The organism is Halosolutus gelatinilyticus (assembly GCF_023028105.1).
GTDB classification, from domain to species: domain Archaea; phylum Halobacteriota; class Halobacteria; order Halobacteriales; family Natrialbaceae; genus Halosolutus; species Halosolutus gelatinilyticus.
The window spans coordinates 2,627,600-2,647,153 of record NZ_CP095491.1 but is presented as its reverse complement, the minus strand read 5'-3'; the positions used below and the strand labels follow the sequence as shown (position 1 = coordinate 2,647,153).

Annotated in this window: 19 protein-coding genes; 13 read left to right on the top strand and 6 right to left on the bottom strand. The window is 67.8% G+C overall.

The annotated features are described in order from the left end of the window. Positions 1–18: 18 nt before the first annotated feature. Both MUH00_RS13100 and MUH00_RS13095 read left to right on the top strand, forming a co-directional pair. A complete protein-coding gene (locus MUH00_RS13100) occupies positions 19–2,505 on the top strand; it encodes a DNA topoisomerase I (protein ID WP_246999200.1) in 2,487 nt (828 codons plus the stop codon). Between the two features lie 161 nt (positions 2,506–2,666). Further along, positions 2,667–3,275: a LysE family translocator gene (locus MUH00_RS13095; protein WP_247003966.1), complete on the top strand. Its 609-nt coding sequence runs from the start codon at positions 2,667–2,669 to the stop codon at positions 3,273–3,275. 64 nt (positions 3,276–3,339) lie between these two features. Here the strand turns inward: MUH00_RS13095 and MUH00_RS13090 are convergent, their stop codons facing one another. Then, positions 3,340–4,560, bottom strand: a complete 1,221-nt coding sequence (locus MUH00_RS13090; protein WP_246999198.1) for a DUF7544 domain-containing protein — start codon at positions 4,558–4,560, stop codon at positions 3,340–3,342. A 174-nt stretch (positions 4,561–4,734) separates the two neighbouring features. After that, positions 4,735–5,409 (bottom strand): HD domain-containing protein, encoded by a 675-nt coding sequence (locus tag MUH00_RS13085; RefSeq protein ID WP_246999196.1) that lies wholly within the window; start codon positions 5,407–5,409, stop codon positions 4,735–4,737. A 293-nt stretch (positions 5,410–5,702) separates the two neighbouring features. Between MUH00_RS13085 and MUH00_RS13080 the strand changes: the two genes are divergently transcribed. The 5 genes from MUH00_RS13080 (at position 5,703) to MUH00_RS13060 (ending at position 10,199) form a co-directional block, all read left to right on the top strand. Then, entirely contained in the window at positions 5,703–6,119 is a 417-nt protein-coding gene (locus MUH00_RS13080; RefSeq protein WP_246999194.1) for a cobalamin B12-binding domain-containing protein, read from the top strand. After that, on the top strand, positions 6,116–7,222 hold the full coding sequence (gene meaB / locus MUH00_RS13075) for a methylmalonyl Co-A mutase-associated GTPase MeaB (protein ID WP_246999192.1): 1,107 nt from the start codon (positions 6,116–6,118) through the stop codon (positions 7,220–7,222). The genes MUH00_RS13080 and meaB overlap by 4 nt, the downstream gene beginning before the upstream one ends. Positions 7,223–7,316: 94 nt before the next feature. Continuing rightward, positions 7,317–8,249: an alpha/beta fold hydrolase gene (locus MUH00_RS13070; RefSeq protein ID WP_246999190.1), complete on the top strand. Its 933-nt coding sequence runs from the start codon at positions 7,317–7,319 to the stop codon at positions 8,247–8,249. A 274-nt stretch (positions 8,250–8,523) separates the two neighbouring features. After that, complete coding sequence (locus MUH00_RS13065) at positions 8,524–9,534, top strand: VOC family protein (RefSeq protein WP_246999189.1); 1,011 nt, start codon at positions 8,524–8,526, stop codon at positions 9,532–9,534. Next, positions 9,531–10,199 carry an alpha/beta hydrolase gene (locus tag MUH00_RS13060; protein WP_246999182.1) on the top strand — a complete coding sequence of 223 codons (669 nt, stop codon included), beginning with the start codon at positions 9,531–9,533 and terminating at the stop codon, positions 10,197–10,199. The genes MUH00_RS13065 and MUH00_RS13060 overlap by 4 nt, the downstream gene beginning before the upstream one ends. A gap of 53 nt (positions 10,200–10,252) precedes the next feature. On the opposite strand, the gene MUH00_RS13055 is transcribed toward MUH00_RS13060, so the two are convergent. Continuing rightward, entirely contained in the window at positions 10,253–10,648 is a 396-nt protein-coding gene (locus MUH00_RS13055) for a Zn-ribbon domain-containing OB-fold protein (RefSeq protein WP_246999180.1), read from the bottom strand. After that, positions 10,648–11,814, bottom strand: coding sequence for a thiolase domain-containing protein (locus MUH00_RS13050; protein ID WP_246999179.1), 1,167 nt, complete (start codon positions 11,812–11,814; stop codon positions 10,648–10,650). The genes MUH00_RS13055 and MUH00_RS13050 overlap by 1 nt, the downstream gene beginning before the upstream one ends. 167 nt (positions 11,815–11,981) lie before the next feature. On the opposite strand from MUH00_RS13050, the gene MUH00_RS13045 reads away from it, so the two are divergent. Next, a complete protein-coding gene (locus tag MUH00_RS13045) occupies positions 11,982–13,058 on the top strand; it encodes a M42 family metallopeptidase (protein WP_246999178.1) in 1,077 nt (358 codons plus the stop codon). 65 nt (positions 13,059–13,123) lie between these two features. Here MUH00_RS13045 and trkA read toward each other — a convergent pair whose 3' ends face one another. Both trkA and MUH00_RS13035 read right to left on the bottom strand, forming a co-directional pair. Further along, a complete protein-coding gene (gene trkA, locus MUH00_RS13040; protein WP_246999177.1) occupies positions 13,124–14,461 on the bottom strand; it encodes a Trk system potassium transporter TrkA in 1,338 nt (445 codons plus the stop codon). Positions 14,462–14,713: 252 nt separating this feature from the next. After that, positions 14,714–15,235 (bottom strand): SRPBCC family protein, encoded by a 522-nt coding sequence (locus MUH00_RS13035; RefSeq protein WP_246999176.1) that lies wholly within the window; start codon positions 15,233–15,235, stop codon positions 14,714–14,716. Positions 15,236–15,438: 203 nt separating this feature from the next. Between MUH00_RS13035 and MUH00_RS13030 the strand changes: the two genes are divergently transcribed. The 5 genes from MUH00_RS13030 to hpt all read left to right on the top strand — a co-directional run bounded on the left by MUH00_RS13030 (position 15,439) and on the right by hpt (position 19,416). Further along, positions 15,439–16,182, top strand: coding sequence for an NAD(P)/FAD-dependent oxidoreductase (locus tag MUH00_RS13030; RefSeq protein ID WP_246999175.1), 744 nt, complete (start codon positions 15,439–15,441; stop codon positions 16,180–16,182). Positions 16,183–16,274: 92 nt separating this feature from the next. Then, entirely contained in the window at positions 16,275–16,829 is a 555-nt protein-coding gene (locus tag MUH00_RS13025; protein ID WP_345780929.1) for a GNAT family N-acetyltransferase, read from the top strand. Positions 16,830–16,880: 51 nt separating this feature from the next. Next, complete coding sequence (coaBC, locus tag MUH00_RS13020) at positions 16,881–18,098, top strand: bifunctional phosphopantothenoylcysteine decarboxylase/phosphopantothenate--cysteine ligase CoaBC (protein ID WP_246999172.1); 1,218 nt, start codon at positions 16,881–16,883, stop codon at positions 18,096–18,098. Positions 18,099–18,207: 109 nt separating this feature from the next. Next, positions 18,208–18,789: a DUF7344 domain-containing protein gene (locus MUH00_RS13015; RefSeq protein WP_246999170.1), complete on the top strand. Its 582-nt coding sequence runs from the start codon at positions 18,208–18,210 to the stop codon at positions 18,787–18,789. 57 nt (positions 18,790–18,846) lie between these two features. Then, positions 18,847–19,416, top strand: a complete 570-nt coding sequence (hpt, locus tag MUH00_RS13010) for a hypoxanthine/guanine phosphoribosyltransferase (protein WP_246999168.1) — start codon at positions 18,847–18,849, stop codon at positions 19,414–19,416. Positions 19,417–19,554: the final 138 nt, after the last annotated feature.

Genomic DNA, 19,554 nt, shown 5'->3' with positions numbered 1-19,554 from the left:
GCGAGGAGGTGAGCCGGCGTGGAGCTGATAATCACCGAGAAGGACAACGCAGCCCGTCGGATCGCCGACATCCTGAGCGGCGGCACCTACGATTCGAGCCGCGAGAACGGCGTCAACGTCTACGAGTGGGGCGGCAAGCGGTGCGTGGGGCTGTCGGGGCACGTGGTCGGCGTCGACTTCCCGCCGGAGTACTCCGACTGGCGGGACGTCGAACCCGTCGAACTGATCGGCGCGAGCGTCGAGAAGACGCCCACGCAGGAGAACATCGTCGCCACGCTGCGCATCCTCGCCCGCAAGGCCGCGCGGGCGACGATCGCGACCGACTACGACCGCGAGGGCGAACTGATCGGCAAGGAGGCCTACGAGATCGTCCGCGACGTCAACGAGGACGTCCCCATCCGCCGGGTTCGGTTCTCCTCGATCACCGAAAACGAGGTCCAGAACGCCTTCGACGAACCCGACGAGCTGGACTTCGATCTGGCCGCCGCAGGCGAGGCCCGCCAGATCATCGACCTCGTCTGGGGCGCCGCGCTGACGCGGTTTCTCTCGCTGTCGGCGGGCCAACTCGGCAACGACTTCATCTCGGTGGGCCGGGTGCAGTCGCCGACGCTCAAACTGATCGTCGATCGGGAGCGCGAGATCGAGGCGTTCGATCCGGAGGACTACTGGGAGCTCTTCGCCGACCTGGTGAAAGCCGACGCAGATGCCGCGTTCGAGGCCCAGTACTTCTACCGCGACGAGGACGACAATGAGGCCGAGCGCGTCTGGGAGGAGGCCATCGCCGAGGAGGTCTACGAGACGCTCGCGGCGAGGGACAGCGCCACGGTCGTCGACGTCAACCGGCGCACGCGCACGGACACGCCGCCGACGCCGTTCAACACGACCCAGTTCATCCGCGCGGCGAGCGCGATCGGCTACTCCGCCAAGCGCGCGATGTCGATCGCCGAAGATCTGTATACCGCGGGCTACATCACCTACCCGCGGACGGACAACACCGTCTATCCGGACGACTTAGATCCCGAGGAACTGCTCGACGACTTCGTCGGCCACACGACGCTCGGCGAGTCCGCCGAGTCGCTGCTGGAAAACGACGACGTCGTCCCCACCGAGGGCGACGAGGAGACGACCGACCACCCACCCATCCACCCCACGGGCGAGATCCCGTCCCGCGGCGACGTGAGCGACGACGAGTGGGAAATCTTCGAACTCGTCGTCCGCCGGTTCTTCGCGACCGTCGCCGAGGCCGCCGTCTGGGAGCACCTCAAGGTCGTCACCGAGGTCGACGACTACCGCCTGAAATCCAATGGCAAGCGGCTGGTCGAACCCGGCTACCACGACGTCTACCCGTACTTCAACACCAGCGAAAACTTCGTCCCCGACGTCGACGAGGGCGAGGAACTCGCGATCGACGGCGTCGAACTCGAGGAGAAACAGACCCAGCCGCCGCGCCGGTACGGCCAGTCGCGGCTCATCGAGACGATGGAGGATCTGGGAATCGGGACGAAGTCCACCCGCCACGACATCCTCGAGAAGCTGTACGATCGCGGCTACGTCGAGAGCGACCCGCCGCGACCGACGCGGCTCGCGATGGCCGTCGTCGAGGCGGCCGAGAACTACGCCGATCGCGTCGTCAGCGAGGAGATGACCGCGCAACTCGAGCGCGACATGGACGCGATCGCGAGCGGCGAGGCGACGCTGGACGACGTCACCGAGGAGTCCCGGGAGATGCTCGAGCACATCTTCGCGAACCTCGCGGACTCGCGCGACGAGATCGGCGATCACCTGCGCAAGTCGCTCAAGGACGACAAGCGCCTCGGCCCGTGTCCCGAGTGCGGCGAGGACCTCCTCGTGCGCCGGAGCCGCCACGGATCGTACTTCGTCGGCTGCGACGGCTACCCGGACTGCGAGAACACCCTCCCGCTGCCCTCGACCGGCAAGCCGCTGATCTTGGAGAGCGAGTGCGAGAAACACGGCTTAAACGAGGTCAAGATGCTCGCCGGTCGCCAGACGTTCGTCCACGGCTGTCCGCTCTGCAAGGCCGAAAACGCAGGCGAGGGGCCGATTCTGGGCGCGTGTCCCGAGTGTGGAGACGAACACGACGGCGAACTCGCGGTCAAGACCCTCCAGAGCGGCTCCCGCCTCGTCGGCTGCACCCGCTACCCCGACTGCGAGTACTCGCTGCCGCTACCCCGGCGCGGAGAGATCGAGGTCACCGACGAGTACTGCGACGAGCACGACCTGCCCGAACTCGTCGTCCACAGCGGCGACGACCCCTGGGAACTCGGCTGTCCGATCTGCAACTACCGCGAGTTCCAGGCCCGCGAGAGCGACTCGGGATCGGACCTCGAAGCGCTCGACGGCGTCGGCGCGAAGACCGTCGAGAAACTCGCCGAAGCCGGCATCGAGAGCCTCGACGACCTGACCGAGAGCGACCCCGACGCCGTTGCGGAGGACGTCGAGGGCGTCAGCGCCGATCGGATCCGGGACTGGCAGGCGAAGGCCTGACCCCGCCGATTGGCAGCCCGGTCGCGACGACGGAGCGGCCGAAGCCAGTGTCTTTTTGCTCGCCGGGGACCCAGGGGCGACCGATACCAGTGACCACCCCGATCGCCACGGCCTTCGCGGGGATCGTCTTCGGCGTCGCCCTCGCCGCGCCGCCGGGACCGATGAACGCCATCATCGCCGAGGAGAGCGTCGTCCGCGGCTGGTCGGCCGGCTTCCGGGCCGGTCTCGGCGCGATGCTCGCGGACGTCCTCTTCTTCCTGCTCGCGCTGGCCGGCGTCGTCGCGGTCATCGATCGGTACCCCGCGGTCCGGCCCGGCCTCTACCTCGCCGGCGGCCTCCTCATGTGCTACTTCGCCGTCGGCGCGATCGAGGAGGCCCGATCGGCGGCCTCGTTCACGGACGGCGGCCGCGCCGGTTCGAAGGGCTTTCGCAAGACGTTCGTGCTCGCGCTGACGAACCCCTATCAGATCGGATTCTGGCTCACCGTCGGCGTCGGCCTGCTCCGGGCCGGCAGCCTCGACGTCTTCGCGCACGTGCCGGGCGTCGGCGAACTCCTCGAAGGTGCGCTCGTCGTACAGACCGGGTCGCCCGCCCTACTGCTCGGGTTCTTCGGCGGAATCGCGGTCTGGATCGTCGCCTACCCCGCCGCGCTGGTCGCCGCGGGCCGGCGGGTCGACGCCTTCGCACCGATCGTCGCCGCCCTCAGCGCCGTCGTGCTGGCCGGCTTCGGCCTGCTCTTTCTCGTCGTGGGCGCGCTCGGCGTCCTTTGAGCGGACCGCGCGATCGTCGCGGGGCCGACGGCGTCGTCAACCCGTCGCGATTCCTCCCGCGCGGCTACGAGCCCTCGTCCCGCTGCTCGTCGTCCGACGCCCCCTCGCGATCGGACGCCTCATCGGGGGAGTCCGAACCGTCGTTCCGATCGCGACGCTCCGCCGCCGTCGGTTCGTCCCGGCTCCGCGGTTCCTCCGACGCGCGTCCGTCCCAGCTACGCGGCCCGGCCCACGAGGCGGACTCGTCGGTGCCGTCGTCGATCGCGTTCCGTTCGCCGGCGTCGGCGGATCGAGCGGTCCCCGCCCGGTCGAGACGATCGCGGCGATCGGCGACCGACCCCGCGTCAGCGCGCACCGCCGCTCGCTGTTCGGGGATGGGATCGAGGGCGTCGGTCGTGTCGCCGAGGATCAACAGCGCGTAGTAGCGGACGTAGGCGCGGACGGGCGCCGCCGCGAGCGCCACGCCGTACTGATAGGCGAGGGACGCGACCAGCAGCGCGACGACGGCGACCCATCCCAGGCTCTGGTCGACCGCGGTCAGTCCAAGCGCGGCGACCGCGAACAGCAACACACCGAAAATAGTCGCGACGAACCCGATACCCGTGATCACGAGCCAGAGCGTACTCCCGATCGTCCACGCGACGACGAGAAACCCGACGGCTCCCCACGGGTTCGATCGCATCGCGCCCGCGAACGCTCGCCAGCCGCCGATCGGGCCCCGATCGTCCAGGAGCATGATCGGGACGACGAACGCCGTCGTGAGCGTGTCGACGGCGTGCCAGCCGACGAACGCGGCGGCCGCGACGAACGCGATGACGGCGATCTCGCCCGCCGACAGTTCGTCGGGCGCGGCGATATCGCCCGCGTAGACGACGGCGGCGACGGCGATCGCGACGACGGCGATCGCGCTGAGCGCGAGGGAAAGGCGAAACAACAGGAGCCAGCACCCGCGCCGGCAGTTCGCCCGCAGGTCCCGCCGGAAGCGAACGGCCTCCGTCCGCAGCGAGTCGACGAAGACGAACTCGAGGACTGCACTGACGTACGCGAAGCCGATCACGACGCCGAGCCCCACTGCCAGAAGCGCGAGTTCGGTCGTCGCGCCGGTCGGATCGTCGAACACGTCCCAGATCGGCTCGAGACTCGCGTTGAGCAGGTGGCTCGAGAGTCCGAGTCCGCCGAGCAGGAAGACGACGACCCCGAGTTTGAGCCAGCCCCGACCGCCGAGCGACCCGAAATAGCGACGGGTGACCGAGAGCGCGTTCCCAAGATTACTGCTGGCATACATGTTACTATCCTAACGTCTGCAGCGCCAAACTAAAACGATTCTGATGCGAGGAGAGCCCCGAAGACTGATGCAGCGGCGCGCGCCCGCAGTCGTCGCCGAAGTCGAGCACGCGATCGGAAATGGCGGCCGCTACGAACGGACGTTATGTCCGCGACGGCTGGCGACGACTCGCCGCTAGTCGCCCATCGCGGCGATCTCGTCCTCGAGCCACTCCTGAAACCACTTGACGCGCTTCAGGCGCTGGTGGGCGATGCCCTCCGCGGTGTCGCTTTGGACCCGCGCGGCGGCGTCGTAGCCGCGTTCGAGGACGCGTTCGACCATCTCGTCGGCGTCCATGTGGCAGCGGGCCTCGTACCCCATCCGCAGCAACATCAGCGCGGTCCCGTTGGCGCCGATCTTGTCGAGCAGGTCGGCCTCGATGAGACACTGGGTCTCGAGCGACAGATCGGTCAGATTGCCCTGGTAAGAGTGATGTTCGACGGCGCGACACACCTGGTGGACGAACGACTCCGGGTACTCGGCGCGGGAGGTCAGGTACTCCCGGGCGACGCGAGCGCCGGCTTCCGCGTGGAGTTCCTGATCCGTCTCGAGTTTCGCCACGTCGTGAAAGAGCGCGGCGACGCGCGTCACGTCCGGGTCCGCGCCCTCCTTGTGGGCGATCTCTTCGGCGAGTTCGACGACGTTGAGGATGTGGTTGTGCCGGTACTCGGCCGAGTGCCACGGGTACCAGCGCATCCGGCCGCCTTCCTCCTCCTTCTCGACGCTGGCCGAGAGGTACTCGAAGACGAAGCCTTTCATCTCTTCGAACTCGGCGTCGGTCACCCTCGTTTCTTTTATCTCGACGCCCACGACAGATCCCTCCGCAATAGATGAACGATAGTCATTAGCTGAATGTAAGGTAGTTTCGCTCTTAGGCCTTTGGTTCGGCATGCGACCCAGTCGCAGTGGTGATGCGCTCGGCCGCGATACCTATCGAAATTGTGACTACTTCGGCGACCGCCGATCGGACACGGTGTCGCCCGCCGACCGCCGCGGGGTCCGCGATCGGCGTCTGCGATCGTGCGACTTGGTCGCGATCGACGCGGCTCCCAATCCTAGGCAATATCCGTTAAAGTCAAACAGGCGGCACGGGAAATGGGGGTATGAGCAGCGAACAGGAGCAGGAGTCGATCCGGTGTCTCGTCGCGAAGGTCGGGCTCGACGGTCACGATCGCGGTGCGCACGTCATCGCTCGCGCGTTCCGCGACGCCGGCTTCGAGGTCATCTACTCCGGTCTGCACAAGGCGCCGGAAGAGATCGTCCAGGCCGCCGTCCAGGAGGACGTCGACGTCCTCGGGATCTCCATCCTCTCGGGCGCACACGATACGCTCGTTCCGAAGATCATGGACGGACTGGCGGAGTACGGCGCCGAGGAGGACACGCTCGTGCTCGTCGGCGGCGTGATCCCCGAGGAAGACCGGGACGAACTCAGGGCCCAGGGCGTGGCCGAGATCTTCGGCCCCGGAACGTCGATCGAGGAGACGATCGAGTTCGTCCGCGAGAACGCGCCCGAGCGATGAACGCGGACGACGAATCGTTGCTCGAGGCTCTGCTCGAGGGAGAGCACCGGGCGCTCGCCCGCGTCATCTCGAAGATCGAGAACCGATCGCCCGGCTACCGGGACCTCGTTTCGGAACTGTACGCGCACACCGGCGAAGCGGACGTGATCGGCGTCACCGGCTCTCCGGGCGCCGGGAAGTCGACGCTGGTCGACAAACTCGCCGAGGCCTACCGCGACGGCGGCGAGACGGTCGGCATCATCGCGATCGATCCCTCCTCGCCGTTCACCGGGGGCGCAGTGCTCGGCGATCGCATCCGGATGGCCTCGACGGTCGGCGATATGGACGTCTTCGTCCGGTCGATGAGCGCCCGGGGCACGCTGGGGGGACTCTCGACCGCGACGGCGGACGCCGTGAAGGCGATGGACGCCTTCGGCAAGGATAAGATCATCATCGAGACCGTCGGCGCCGGCCAGAACGAGATCGACGTCGTTCGCACGGCCGACACCGTGGCCGTGCTCGTGCCGCCCGGGTCGGGCGACGACGTCCAGACCCTGAAAGCCGGCATCCTCGAGATCGCGGACGTCTTCGTCGTCAACAAGGCCGATCGGCCGGGCGCCGATCGGACCGTCCAGGAGCTTCGCGATATGATCCACCTCGGCGAAGCGGGTGGAATGGGCGGCGGCGGACACCACGGCGCCGACGCGATGGGCGCCGGCGGTGGCGGCCGGGGTAACCGCGGAGACGGGACAGACGGAAGCGGGGGTGCCGGAAGCGCCGAACCCGAACGGTGGAGCCCGCCGATCGTCGAGACCGTCGCGACCACGGGCGACGGCGTCGGCGAGTTCATCGACGAACTCGCCGGCCACCAGCAGTACCTGGTCGACTCCGGGGCGAGCACCGAGAAGGCCCGCCGGCGCTACGCCGAGGAGATCCGGACGCTCCTGCGCGAGGACGTCCACGCGCTGCTCGAGACCGAACTCGAACGGGCGGGCGGGATCGACGAGCTCGCGGACGCCGTTCGCGAGGGGGAGACGGATCCGTACACGATCGCGAGCGACCTCCTCGCGCCGGTCGAGGAGTGCCTCGGCGAACTGGAGACGACCGGCGCCGATCCCGAGTAGGGCCGCCCCGCGATCGACCGCGCGATCGGTTACGAGGGGCAGGATCTGCGTTCGAACCGCACTTCTAAGGCACGCGCTGTCGTACGAGCGGCGTATGGAAGCCCGCACCGTCCTCGGCGCCGCGATCGGAACCGTCGGCGCAGCGGTCCTCGGGAATCGCCTCCTCAAACGGCGCGCGAGCGAGTTCGAGAACCCGCTACCGGGCATCGAACGGACCTACCGCTGGCGCGGGATCGAGGTGACCTACACCGTCGCCGGCGATCCCGCCGATCCGGACGTGTTGCTCTGTCACGGCATCCACGCGGGCGCGAGCAGCCACGAGTTCGAGCCGATCGTCGAGCAGCTGTCCGAGAACTACCGCGTCTTCGCGGTCGACCTCCCCGGATTCGGCCGCTCGGAGCGGCCGCCGTTAATCTACTCGCCGACCCTCTACGCCGAGTTCATCCGGGACTTCGCGGCCGACGTCACCGACGAGCCGATCGTGGTCGCCACTTCGTTGACCGGCGCGTTCGCGGCCGACGCCGCCGGCGAGACCGAAACGGAGCACCTCGTGTTGATCTGCCCGACCGACGAGACGACGACCGAGCGGCCGTGGCTCCGGACGCTCGTCCGGACGCCGATCGTCGGCACGACGCTGTTCAACCTCCTCGCGAGCAAGCCGTCGATCCGCTACTTCTACGATCGGGACGGCTACTACGACGCCGATCGGATCAGCGAAGAGGAGGTTGAGTACGCCTGGAAGAGCGCCCACCAGCCGGGCGCCCGCTACGCCCCCGCCTCCTTCACCGCGGGGACGCTCGACCCCGACTTCGACCTCCAGACCGAACTCGCGGCGCTCGACGTTCCGGTGACGCTCGTCTGGGGTCGCGACGCCGAACTCGTCCCGCTCCGCGAGGGGCGCGACCTCGCCGAGGCCGCCGACCTCGAACTGGTCGTCATCGACTACTCGACCATGCTTCCCCACGCCGAACACCCTGACAAGTTCGTCGAGTACCTGAGCGCCGAACTGCCGCGCGCGGAGCGGTAGAGCGATCGGGGCGAAAATTCCGACCCGGCCGCGTCGATCTCGGACGTCGACTAGCGGTCGTTCGATACGCGCCCGATCGCCGTCGCGTCCGGGACGGAGTCGGCGGCGATCGGACCTTCCCGACGCGATCGCGGGTCCCGGCGAACGGTTCGATGCTGATCGCGTTCCGGGACGCGCGGTACTCGGTCGAAACCGAGCGCGCGTGAACTGCGGGATCGAAGATCGTATTCGAACGCGCGCAACCGTTTTCCGTGCTTCTGGCCTCCGTTAGACCGTGACCCAGTTGACGGATTCGCCCGGCATCCACCACGTAACCGGGCTCGCCGACGATCCGCAGACGAACGTGGACTGGTACGCCGGAACCGTCGGGCTGCGGTTTTGCAAACGGACCGTGAACTTCGAGGACATCCTCGGCTACCACCTCTACTACGGCGACGCGATCGGCTCCCCGGGAACGGTCGTCACCTTCTTCCCGACTGCGGCGGCCGATCCGGGACGCGTCGGCTCGCCGCAGCCGACGGCGCTCGCGTTCGCCGTTCCCGAGGGGAGTCTCGGATACTGGACCGATCGGCTGGAAACGCGTGGAATCGACGTCGCCGAGAGGAGCCGATTCGACGAGCGCACGCTCTCGTTTGCGGACCCGGACGGGACGCCGATCGAACTCGTCGCGGTCGCGGCCGATTCCGAACCCCGCGGAACGGAGCCTTGGATCGACGGCCCCATTCCGGAGTCGGCAGCAGTACGGGGCATTCGGGGCGTCACGCTCGACTCCGTGAACCCGTACGCGACGGCCGCGACGCTCGAAACGCTCGGCTTCGATCGGGGCGGCCAGGAAGGCCATCGGGTCCGCTACCGCGCGAGCGGCGATCGGGCGACGACCGTCGACGTCCTCGATCGCCCGCCCGAGTTCGGCAGGGAGGGACCGGGGACGTTCCACCACGTCGCCGTCCGCGCGCCGGACGTCGAGGAACTGTACGACTGGCACGATCTGTTCCGGGAGCGCGACTACGACGTTTCCCGGGTGAAAGATCGCCACTTCTTCCACTCGCTGTACGTTCGCGAACCCGGCGGGATCCTGTTCGAACTGGCGACGGAGACGCCGGGGCTGGCGACCGCCGAAGACGAGAGCGGCGCGCCGGTGGCGGGCGAGTCGCTGTACCTGCCACCGCGGTTCGACGCGGACCGATCGCTGATCGAGAGCCAACTGCCCGAACTCCGCCTCCCGGACGACGCCGGAGCAAACGACGCGGGGCTGGACGACGAATCGACTCGCGAGGGCGAATGACGGGTTCCGGCGGGGCGATCGATCCGCACGGTGACGAGGAAATCCTCATCGCGGGCGCGCCGGCCGCGGCCGCGAACGCCGCGCTCGTCTTGCTCCACGGACGCGGCGCAACCGCGCAGGGCGTCGTCAACCTGTTCGAACCGGTGTACCGGCACGGGCTCGCGGTCCTGGCGCCGCGGGCCCGACGGAGTCGCTGGCTGCCGAACCCGATCGGCGCTCCGATCGCCGACAACGAACCGTGGCTGGGGTCGGCCGTCGATCGGGTCGGCGCAGCCGTCGAAACGGCGGCCGACGCGGGTGTCCCCGCCGATCGAACGGTGATCGTCGGATTCTCGCAGGGAGCCTGTGTCGCGGCCGAGTTCGCCCTTCGACGGCCCCGGCGGCTGGGCGGCCTGTTCGTCCTCTCCGGGACGATCCCGGAGCCGTCGATCGGCGGACGATCGCTCCCGCAGGGATCGCTTTCCGGGACCCCGGTGCGGCTTGAGTGCGGCGACGACGATCCGTACGTGCCGATCGATCGGGTCAGAGAGAGCGCTCGCGTCTTCGAGGCCCGTGAGGCCGACGTGACGACGCGGATCGCACGGGGCGCGGGCCACGCGGTGACGGACGAGGGGTTCGCGGCGCTCGGCGCTCAGCTGGAAACGCTTCTGGAAGGCAAATCGTGAGAAGTGCAACTCGGTAGCCTCGTTTCGGACGATGGCAACCCGCGGCGATCGCGTTACTTCGGCGAGAACGCGAGCACGCGTTCGCCGGTCGTCTCCGAGACGGAGACCTCGATCTCGACTTCGAGACCGGATTTTACCTCCTCGAGGTCGACGCCGACGACCTGGCCGGTGAGTCGCACGGGCCCGAAGTTCGCGATCGCGGTCGCGAACGGCGCGTCCGCCTCGAACGCGGGCGTCGGCACGTACGTGACCGTGAAGGCCTCGATCTCGCCCGTCTCGGGGAGAGGCACGTCCGCGAGATCCGTCGCGCCGCAGTCGGGGCAGACCCGCCGCGGCGGCAGCGAGCCGTGTTCGTTCGAACACTCGAGGTAGTACGCCTCGCCGTCCTCGGCGGCGTCGAGCCACTCGTCGAAGCCCGCGTCCTGGACGCCGTCTTCGGTGTCGCTCATCAGTTCACCACCTCCAGGACGTGAACCGTCGCGCTCGCGACCGTGCCGCCCGCGTTGTGGGCGACGCCGACCGCCGCGTCCGCGACGTGCTCGCTGTTCGGGTGCTCGCCCGAGAGGAGTTTCGCGACCTCGGCGATCTGAGAGGCGCCGGTCGCGCCGACCGGATGTCCCTTCGCCTTCAGACCGCCCGAGAGGTTGATGGGCGTCTCGCCGTCGGCCGTCGTCCGGCCGTCGCGAGCCGCGGAGATCCCCTCGCCGACCTCCTCGATGCCGAGCGCCTCGATCGCGAGCACCTCGGCGATCGTAAAGCAGTCGTGGACCTCCGCGAAGTCCACGTCGGCCGCGTCGATGCCGGCTTCGGCGTAGGCTTCGTCGCCGGCCTCGACTGCCGCGGGAGAGCGCGCGAGGAACTCCCGATCGTGGAGGGCCATCCGATCGCCGCCCTGTCCGGTGCCGGTGATCGCGACGGGGGCGTCGAGATCGTGGTCCTCGGCGTAGTCCTCGCTCGCGAGGACGACCGCGGCCGCGCCGTCCGAGATCGGACAGGAGTCGTACAGTCCCAGCGGACTGGAGACCTGCGGCGCGTCGAGAACGTCCTCGACGTCGATCGCGCGCTGGTACTGGGCCTTGTCGTTGGCGAGTGCGTTCTCGTGGTTCTTGACGGCGACGTGGGCCAGATCCTCGCGCTCGCCGCCGTACTCGGAGAAGTAGGCGTGTGCCATCAGCGCGTAGGCGCCCGGGAAGGTCATCCCGGCCCGCACCTCCCAGAGGTCGTCCGCGGCGATCGCGAGCGCCTCCGTCGCGCCCGCCGTTCCGAGGTTGGTCATCCGTTCGGCGCCGCCGACGAGGATCACGTCCTCCTCGCCGTTGCGGATCCGCTTGACCGCGTCTCGAACGGCGGTGCCGCTCGATGCGCAGGCGGACTCGTAGCGCGTCGCAGGTGCCCGAACCCCGGCGGCCTCGGCCATCAGCGGGCCGTGGTGCCCCTGGTGTTCCGAGAGTTCCCCCATGAAGTTCCCGTAGAGGAGCGCCTCGACGTCGTCGCGCGGGACGCCGCTGTCGTCGAAGGCAGTAACACTCGCTTCCGCGAAGAGATCCCGGCTCGTCCGTTCGGGCGCGTTCCCGAAGGGTGTCAAGCCGACACCTGCCACACGTACGTCACTCATGATCAGGTGTAACGGATGGACCCGTTAATACTCCGCGGTTCACACGTAAACGTACACCATCTTTGCTGTCGATTACCGGTCGGCTACCGAACTCCGGACGACAGCGGGCGAATCGACGCGACCGACGTTTTCAGCGGGCTTAAGGCCGGTACGGTCGACGTACTGGTATGGCAACGATCTCGTTCGACCTCGAGTTACTCACCGAACTGACCGAAACGAGCGGCGTCCCCGGCTACGAGGACCGGGTTCGCGATCTGGTGATCCGGGAGTTCGAGGACACCGTCGATCGCGTCCGAACAGACGCGATGGGAAACGTCGTCGGGACGATCGAGGGCGAATCCGACTACTCGATCGCCGTCGCGGCCCACATGGACGAGATCGGTTTTATGGTGCGTCACGTCACGGGACGCAACAAAGACGAAGACGGGTTCGGCTTCCTCGAACTCGAAGCGCTCGGCGGCTGGGACGCCCGGGTGCTCAAGGCCCAGCGGGTGACGATCCACGCGGAAGACGGCGATCTACCGGGCGTCATCGGCTCGCCGCCGCCGCACACCCTGGACGACGAGGACCGGACGAAGACCCCCGAGGTCGAGGACGTCTTCGTGGACGTCGGCCTCCCCTACGAGGAGCTCGCGGATCGCGTCTCCGTCGGCGATCCCGTGACGATGGACCAGACCACCGAACTGGTCGGCGAGACGGTCACCGGTAAGGCGCTCGACGATCGGGTCTGCCTGTTCGCGATGCTCGAAGCGGCGCGCCGGATCGAGGATCCCGCGGCGACGATCCACTTCTGTGCGACGGTTCAAGAGGAGGTCGGCCTCCGGGGCGCCCGCGCGCTGGGCGTCGACGTCGACCCGGACCTCGCGATCGCGCTCGACGTCACCGTCGCGAACGATGTGCCCGGGTTCGACGCCGGCGAACACGTGACGAAACTCGGCGAGGGAGCCGCCATCAAACTCAAGGACGGAAGCGTCATTACGAATCCGAAGGTTCACCGCCGACTGGCGGCCGTCGCCGAAGAGCACGAAATCGACCACCAACACGAGATCCTTCCCGCCGGCGGCACCGACACTGCCGGATTCCAGTTTTCGGGCGGTGCAAAGCCCGTCGGCGCCATTTCGATCCCGACGCGGTACCTCCACACCGTCACCGAGACGGCTCACGTCGACGACGTCGCGGCGACGATCGAGCTGCTGCAGGCGTTCCTCGAAACCGAGGACGGCACGCACGAGTACACGCTCTAGGTTCCGTCCTGCGATCGATCTTCCCGCGTCAATCTCTGGTTTCCGCGAGTTCGACTCTCGCTCGGTTAGAGCACCGCGGACACCGCGTCGAGCACCTCGGTGTCGAGGAAGACGACCACGTGATCGCCCTCCTGGACGACGGTCTCCCCGCGGGGCGTGATCAACTCGCCCTCGCGGGTCACCGCCCCGATGACGACCCGATCGGGGAGTTCCGCCGTCACGTCCCGAATCCGGTTTCCCTGAAGGAGACTGCCGGGTCCGACCTCGAATTCGAGCACCTCGGCGCGATCGTGTTCGAGCATGGCGAGGTTCTCGGTCGGCTGCTCCCGGGTGAAGCGGGTGATCTCCTCGGCGGTGACGAAGCGCGGGTTGACGCCGACGTCGATGCCGACGGTCTCGAAGAGATCGACGTACTCCGCGTTCTGGACGACGCCGATCGTGCGATCGACGCCGGTCCGGGAGGCGAGCAACGCGACGAGCAGGTTCTTCTCGTCGCTGTCGAGGGCGGCGACGACGATGTCCGACTCGCCGACGTGCTCGCGGACGAGGAAGTCGATGTCGGTCGCGTCGCTTCGCAGGACGAGCGTTCCCGGGAGACGCTCGGCGAGTTCGCGCGCCCGATCGCGATCGCGTTCGATGAGTCGCGGTTCGAACCCGTGCTCTTCGAAGATCCGCGCCGTCTGCGCGCCGATCTCGCTGCCGCCGACGATGACGACCTCGTCGGCGTCGTCGATCGTCGCCGCGGTCGTCAGCGTGCTCGCGAAACTGCGGACACTCGCATCGGTGCCGATGACGACGATGTCGTCGCCGACCCGAATCACCGTGTCGCCCCGTGGGATGATCACCTCGTCGCCGCGAAGGATCGCCGCGAACGTGAGCGAGTCGAACCGATCGGCCTCGGAGACGGTCTGTCCGGCGACCGGGCTCTCCGCCTCGACTTCGAACTCCGCCATCGTGACGATGCCGTTCGCGAAGGTTTCGACGTCGCGGGCGCCCGGCAAGCCGGCGATGCTGACGATCGTCTCGGCGGTCTGCAGATCGGAACAGACCATGAAGTCGACGCCGAACGCGCCCGTCGAGCGCTCCCAGGTCCGCAACAGTTTCGTCTGCTTCACGCGGGCGATCGTGAAGGGCTTGGCGACGGCCTTCGCCGCGCCGCAGACGACGATGTTCGTCTCGTCGACGTCGGTGCTGGCGATGACCATATCCGCGCTCTGAATCCCGGCTTCGTCGAGCGTCTCGATCGACGTGCCGTCGCCCTCGATCGTGAGGACGTCGTGGGAGTAGGTGATCGCATCGATCCGATCCTCGTCCGTGTCGACGACGACGACGTGGTGGTCGGTCGCGAGGCTCTCGGCGATGTTGGTCCCGACTTCGCCGGCGCCGATGACGATCACGCGCACACGTCGTGCACCCCTGCTGGCGCGGCCTGAGTCGGAACTGGTCCGCCGGTAATCGACGCCGGCCCGATCGCACGTCCCTCCGGATGCGGATCGATCGCTTGCATCGATTCCGAGTACGGATTCGAGCGACAAGTCGGTTGCCGTGGGACGAGCAGGGCCGATCCGAGAGCGACGATCGAAACCGGAACGCCGGGTAGATCGGCGCGCCAGCCGGTTTCGGCGCGGGCGCCGCGATCGTCGGACCCGCCTCCCCTACGGCATTTCGTGAACCGTCAGCTCCACCTCCCGGCGCTGGCCTTCGATGTCTCTGACGAGCCGTTCGACGACGGTCCGGGCCTCGCCGAGCAGCCGCGGTTTGACCTTCCGGACGACCCAGTCCAGCGAGACGAACCGCGGCAGTGAGAGCGCGTCCTCGTTCGCCGAATGGGGATCGTAGATCGCCTCGAAGTAGATCCTGCTGGCCGTCTCCTCGCCGTCGGGGGCGGACTCGGGTTCCGCCTCGACCCGCCACTCGCCGCGGGCGTCGATCTCGTTGGTCAACTCCCACTGCAGCGAGTGCGGCTCGGAGATCGCCGTCACCTTCGATCGGGCGGTGTAGCTCAGTTTCCACCAGGCGAGCACGAGATCGTAGACGGAGCCGACGCCGCCGTTCCCGTGGACGCGGACCTCCTTCAGGTGGTCCGTGTACCGCGGATAGTCGGTGAACGACCGGACGTAGGGGAAGACCTCCTCCGGCGAGCGATAGGCGAGCGTGCTGAGGAGAATTCTGTCCACGGGTCCCGTTCGAACGGTTCGATAGTAAGGATTACTCTCGATTTCGACGGCTCTAGGTCCGCGACCGAGACCGCGCCGCGATCGGCATCGGAAAGACGGTGCGACGATCGAGGTGACGACGACGAGCGACGGCGCTCCGATCGCTGACCAGGCCGGCGACGAAGTTGGCAACCTTCTATACTCGAGGGCGGCAACGGTCCTCCATGCGAGACGTCTGCATCGTTGGTGGCGGCGTCGCCGGACTCGCCGCCTCGATCTTCACCGCCCGCGCCGGGCTCGATACCCTCGTCGTCGACGGCGGGGAGTCGATCCTCGCGCGCAACGCTAGCCTCGAAAACTACCCTGGCTTCCCGGACGGCGTCGACGCCCGGCGCTACCTGCGACTGGTCCGCGAGCAGGCCGGGAACGCGGGCGCGACGTTCGAACTCGGGCGCGTCACCCGCGCCGAACCGGCCGACGACGCGGACCTCGAGAAGGGATTCGTCCTCGAAACCGAGGGCGGCGACCCGATCGAGGCCCGTCGCGTGATCGCCGCCTCCTGGTCGGACAGCGACTACCTCGTCCCGCTCGATGTCGGGCGGACGCAGCGCGGTAACAAACACTTCGTCGCGGTCGACGAGGCCGGGCGAACGGCCGTCGATGGCGTCTACGCCGCGGGCCGAATCGCGGCGGAGCCCCACCAGGCGATCGTCGCCGCCGGTCACGGCGCGAAGGTCGCCCTCGCGGTGATCCACGACTCCGAGGTCAACTTCTACAACGACTGGGTCGTCCCCGAGGGCTACTTCACCGGCCGGGACCGCGAGGTACCCCCGGGCTGCGAGGAGATTGACAAGGCGGAGCGACGGCGACGCGACGAGACGGCGCGAGAGACGATTCTGGACGCGTTCGCCGACCCCCTCGACGAGACGCCGACGATGCACCCCAGCGTCGATCAAGCGGGCGATTGAGCAGCGACCCGCGATCGCGGGTTCCGGCCGCAACGAGTTCGGAAAGCGGAACTCTCGTAACCCACGTGGTCGTTCGCGACGAACGGAAGACGATGGAAATCCGACGACTTTCCGCCGAAGACGGAGCCGTCCGCCGCTTTGTCGAAGGCCTGTGGCTGCCCTATCACCGCGAACTCGAGGCGATCGTCGACGCTCACGCGCTGGCCGACGACGTCGACCTGGTCGCCGAGGAGATCCCGTTTCGGCTCGACCGGCTCGAGTCGGCGGGCTACCGCGCGTGGATCGCCGTCGACGAAGCGGGAGACGAAGACGGAGAGCGGAACGCGAGCGACGACAGCAACCTCGACGGCGGCGTCCTCGCCGGTTTCGTCACGACCGAGGTCGACGAGTCGCCATCGGTCTTCGATCGTCCGGATCGGGTCGTCGTGGGCGACATCTACGTCCGCGAGCCGTACCGCGGGACGGGGCTCGCCCGCGACCTGATCGACCGCGCGGCGGATCGAGCGCGGGACGCGGGCTGTGCGGAACTGGCGCTCGACGTCGACGCGGACAACGAGCGCGCCGTCGCGTTCTACCGCAAACTCGGGTTCGAACCGGCCCGCCGCCGAATGCGGGTCGCGGTGGACGACGTGTCGCCCGATCCGTAACCACCGGATCGCTCGCTACCCTTAACACGTCCCCGTGAGAACATCGAACAAATGCTCGATGGAGTCAACGTCGCGCTCGGGGTCACGGGATCGATCGCGGCCGTGAAGACGGTCGAACTGGCCCACGAGTTGCGACGACAGGGCGCCGCGGTGCGGGGCGTGATGACCGGCAGCGCCCGGGGGATCGTCCACCCGTGGGCCGTCGAGTTCGCCACGGAGAACGACGTCGTCACCGAGATCACCGGGAGCGTCGAACACGTCGAGCTCTGCGGGTACGACGGCTGGGCGGACGTCCTCTTGATCGCCCCGGCGACGGCGAACACGGTCGGCAAGATCGCGGGCGCCGTCGACGACACGCCGGTGACGACCTGCGCGACGACGGCCCTCGGCGCCGGGACGCCGGTCGTCGTCGCGCCCGCGATGCACGAACCGATGTACGATCATCCCGGCGTCCTCGAGGCGATAGAGACCGTCGAGGGATGGGGCGTCGACTTCGTCGAGCCGCGCATCGAGGAGGGCAAGGCCAAGATCGCGAGCGAAGAGGCGATCGTCTGCGAGGTCGCTCGCGCTACCGGCGATCGACCCCTCGGGGGCGAGCACGTCGTCGTCACCGGCGGCGCGACGAGCGAGGAAATCGACCCCGTTCGCGTGCTGACGAACCGATCGTCGGGGCGGATGGGACGAGCGATCGCGCGGGCCTGTTACGCTCGCGGGGCCGACGTGACCCTCGTCCACGGCGTCGTCGGTCCGCACCCGATCTCGCGCGCCGAATCGGCGCTCGACGATTCCGGGGTGCCCTACGCCGAGTTGCGCGAGGTCGAGCGCGCCGCCGACCTGCTCGAGGCGACGATCGACGCCTGCGCCGACGCCGACGCGCTGGTCTCCGTGGCGGCGGTCGGCGACTACACCGTCGAGCCGAGCGAGGAGAAGATCCGCTCCGGACAGGACCTCTCGCTCGACCTCGACCCGACGCCCAAGGTGATCGACGAGGTGCGCGATCGGTATCCGGAGTTGCCGATCGTCGGGTTCAAGACCGAGACGTCGGGGGACGACGCGGCGATGATCGACGCCGCGCGGGAGACGCTCGAACGGACCGATCTCGCGTTCGTCGTCGCCAACGACGCGAGCGTGATGGGCGCCGATCGGACCCGCGCTCTCCTGGTCCACGCGGCCGACGCCGCGCGCTACGAGGGAACGAAGGCCGGACTGGGAGACGAAATCGCCGCCTCGATCGCGGCAGTGCTCGGCGACGGATCGACCGCCGACTGACCGGTTTCGTTCACGAAAACGAACCAGTCACGGGAATTATATAGGTGGCGTTCCTGCGACGGAACAACGGGTACGCGGCCGGATTTCGACCGGCGTGGGAAGGAGATCTATGGTGGCACAGCAACAACGCAACGACCTCGACGAGCCGCTCTCGAAAGGCGACGTCTTCGAAGTTCTTCGGAACCAGCGACGGCGCTACGTCCTCCAGTTCCTGAAACAGGACGGCCGTCCGGTCGAACTCGGCGATCTGGCCCAGCAGATCGCCGCCTGGGAGTACGAGACCACGCTCGACGGCGTCACCGCCGAACAGCGAAAGCGCGTCTACACCACTCTCCAGCAGACCCACCTCCCCAAGATGGACGAGGTGGGAATCCTCACGTTCGACTCCGACAACGGGATCATCGAACCGACCGATCGGACGCGGGACATCAGCATCTACCTGGAGATCGTTCCCGGCAGGGAGTTCGCCTGGCGGGAGTTATACCTCTCGCTCGGCGCGATCAGCTGTTCGCTGGTCGCCGCGCTGTGGCTCGGGATCTACCCCCTCACGGTGCTCTCGGACCTGACGTGGGCCGGGATCATCGCCGCGACGGTTACCCTCACCGCGATCGCGCACATCTATCACGAGCGAAATATGCGCGTCGGCCGCGGCGAACAGCCGCCCGAACTCAGCTATGGGGCCGACGACTAGCGTGCCACGGTGCGAACGTATCGTCAACTTTTACTCCGATACCGACCGAGCCACGGCATGGATCAGTTAAAGCGATCGCTTCTCGAGGCCCCGATCATCGAGAAAAACGGGTATCACTACTTCGTCCACCCGATCAGCGACGGCGTCCCCAAGCTCGATCCCACGCTGTTGCGCGAGATCGTCATTCGAATCATCCGCAAGGCCGAACTCGAGAACGTCGATCGGATCGTCACGCCGGCGGCGATGGGCATTCACATCTCGACGGCGGTCTCGCTGATGACCGACCTCCCCTTGACCGTCATCCGAAAGCGCCAGTACGGTCTCGAGGACGAAGTCGCGATCTCCCAGCAGACCGGCTACTCCGAGAACGAGATGTACATCAACGACGTCCGCGAGGGGGAGCGGGTGCTCGTCCTGGACGACGTGCTCTCGACCGGCGGAACGCTCGCGTCGGTGCTCGAGGCGCTCGACGAAATCGGCGCCGATGTCATCGACACCGTCGCCGTCATCAAGAAGGTCGGCGGTGAGAACAAGGTCGACGACGCAGGGTACGAGGTCAAGACGCTGATCAACGTCGACGTCGTCGACGGCGAAGTCGTCGTGGTCGACGAACACGGCGACGAGTAACTGCACCTTCCGACGGACGACGGACCGTCGTGCGAAGTAACGGCGCGTTACGATCGGTACAGCGGGGTATTGTGACAACTTTATCCCATTAATACGAGCGACGATGCTCGCATAAACAATCAACGTTATCCTGGTTTT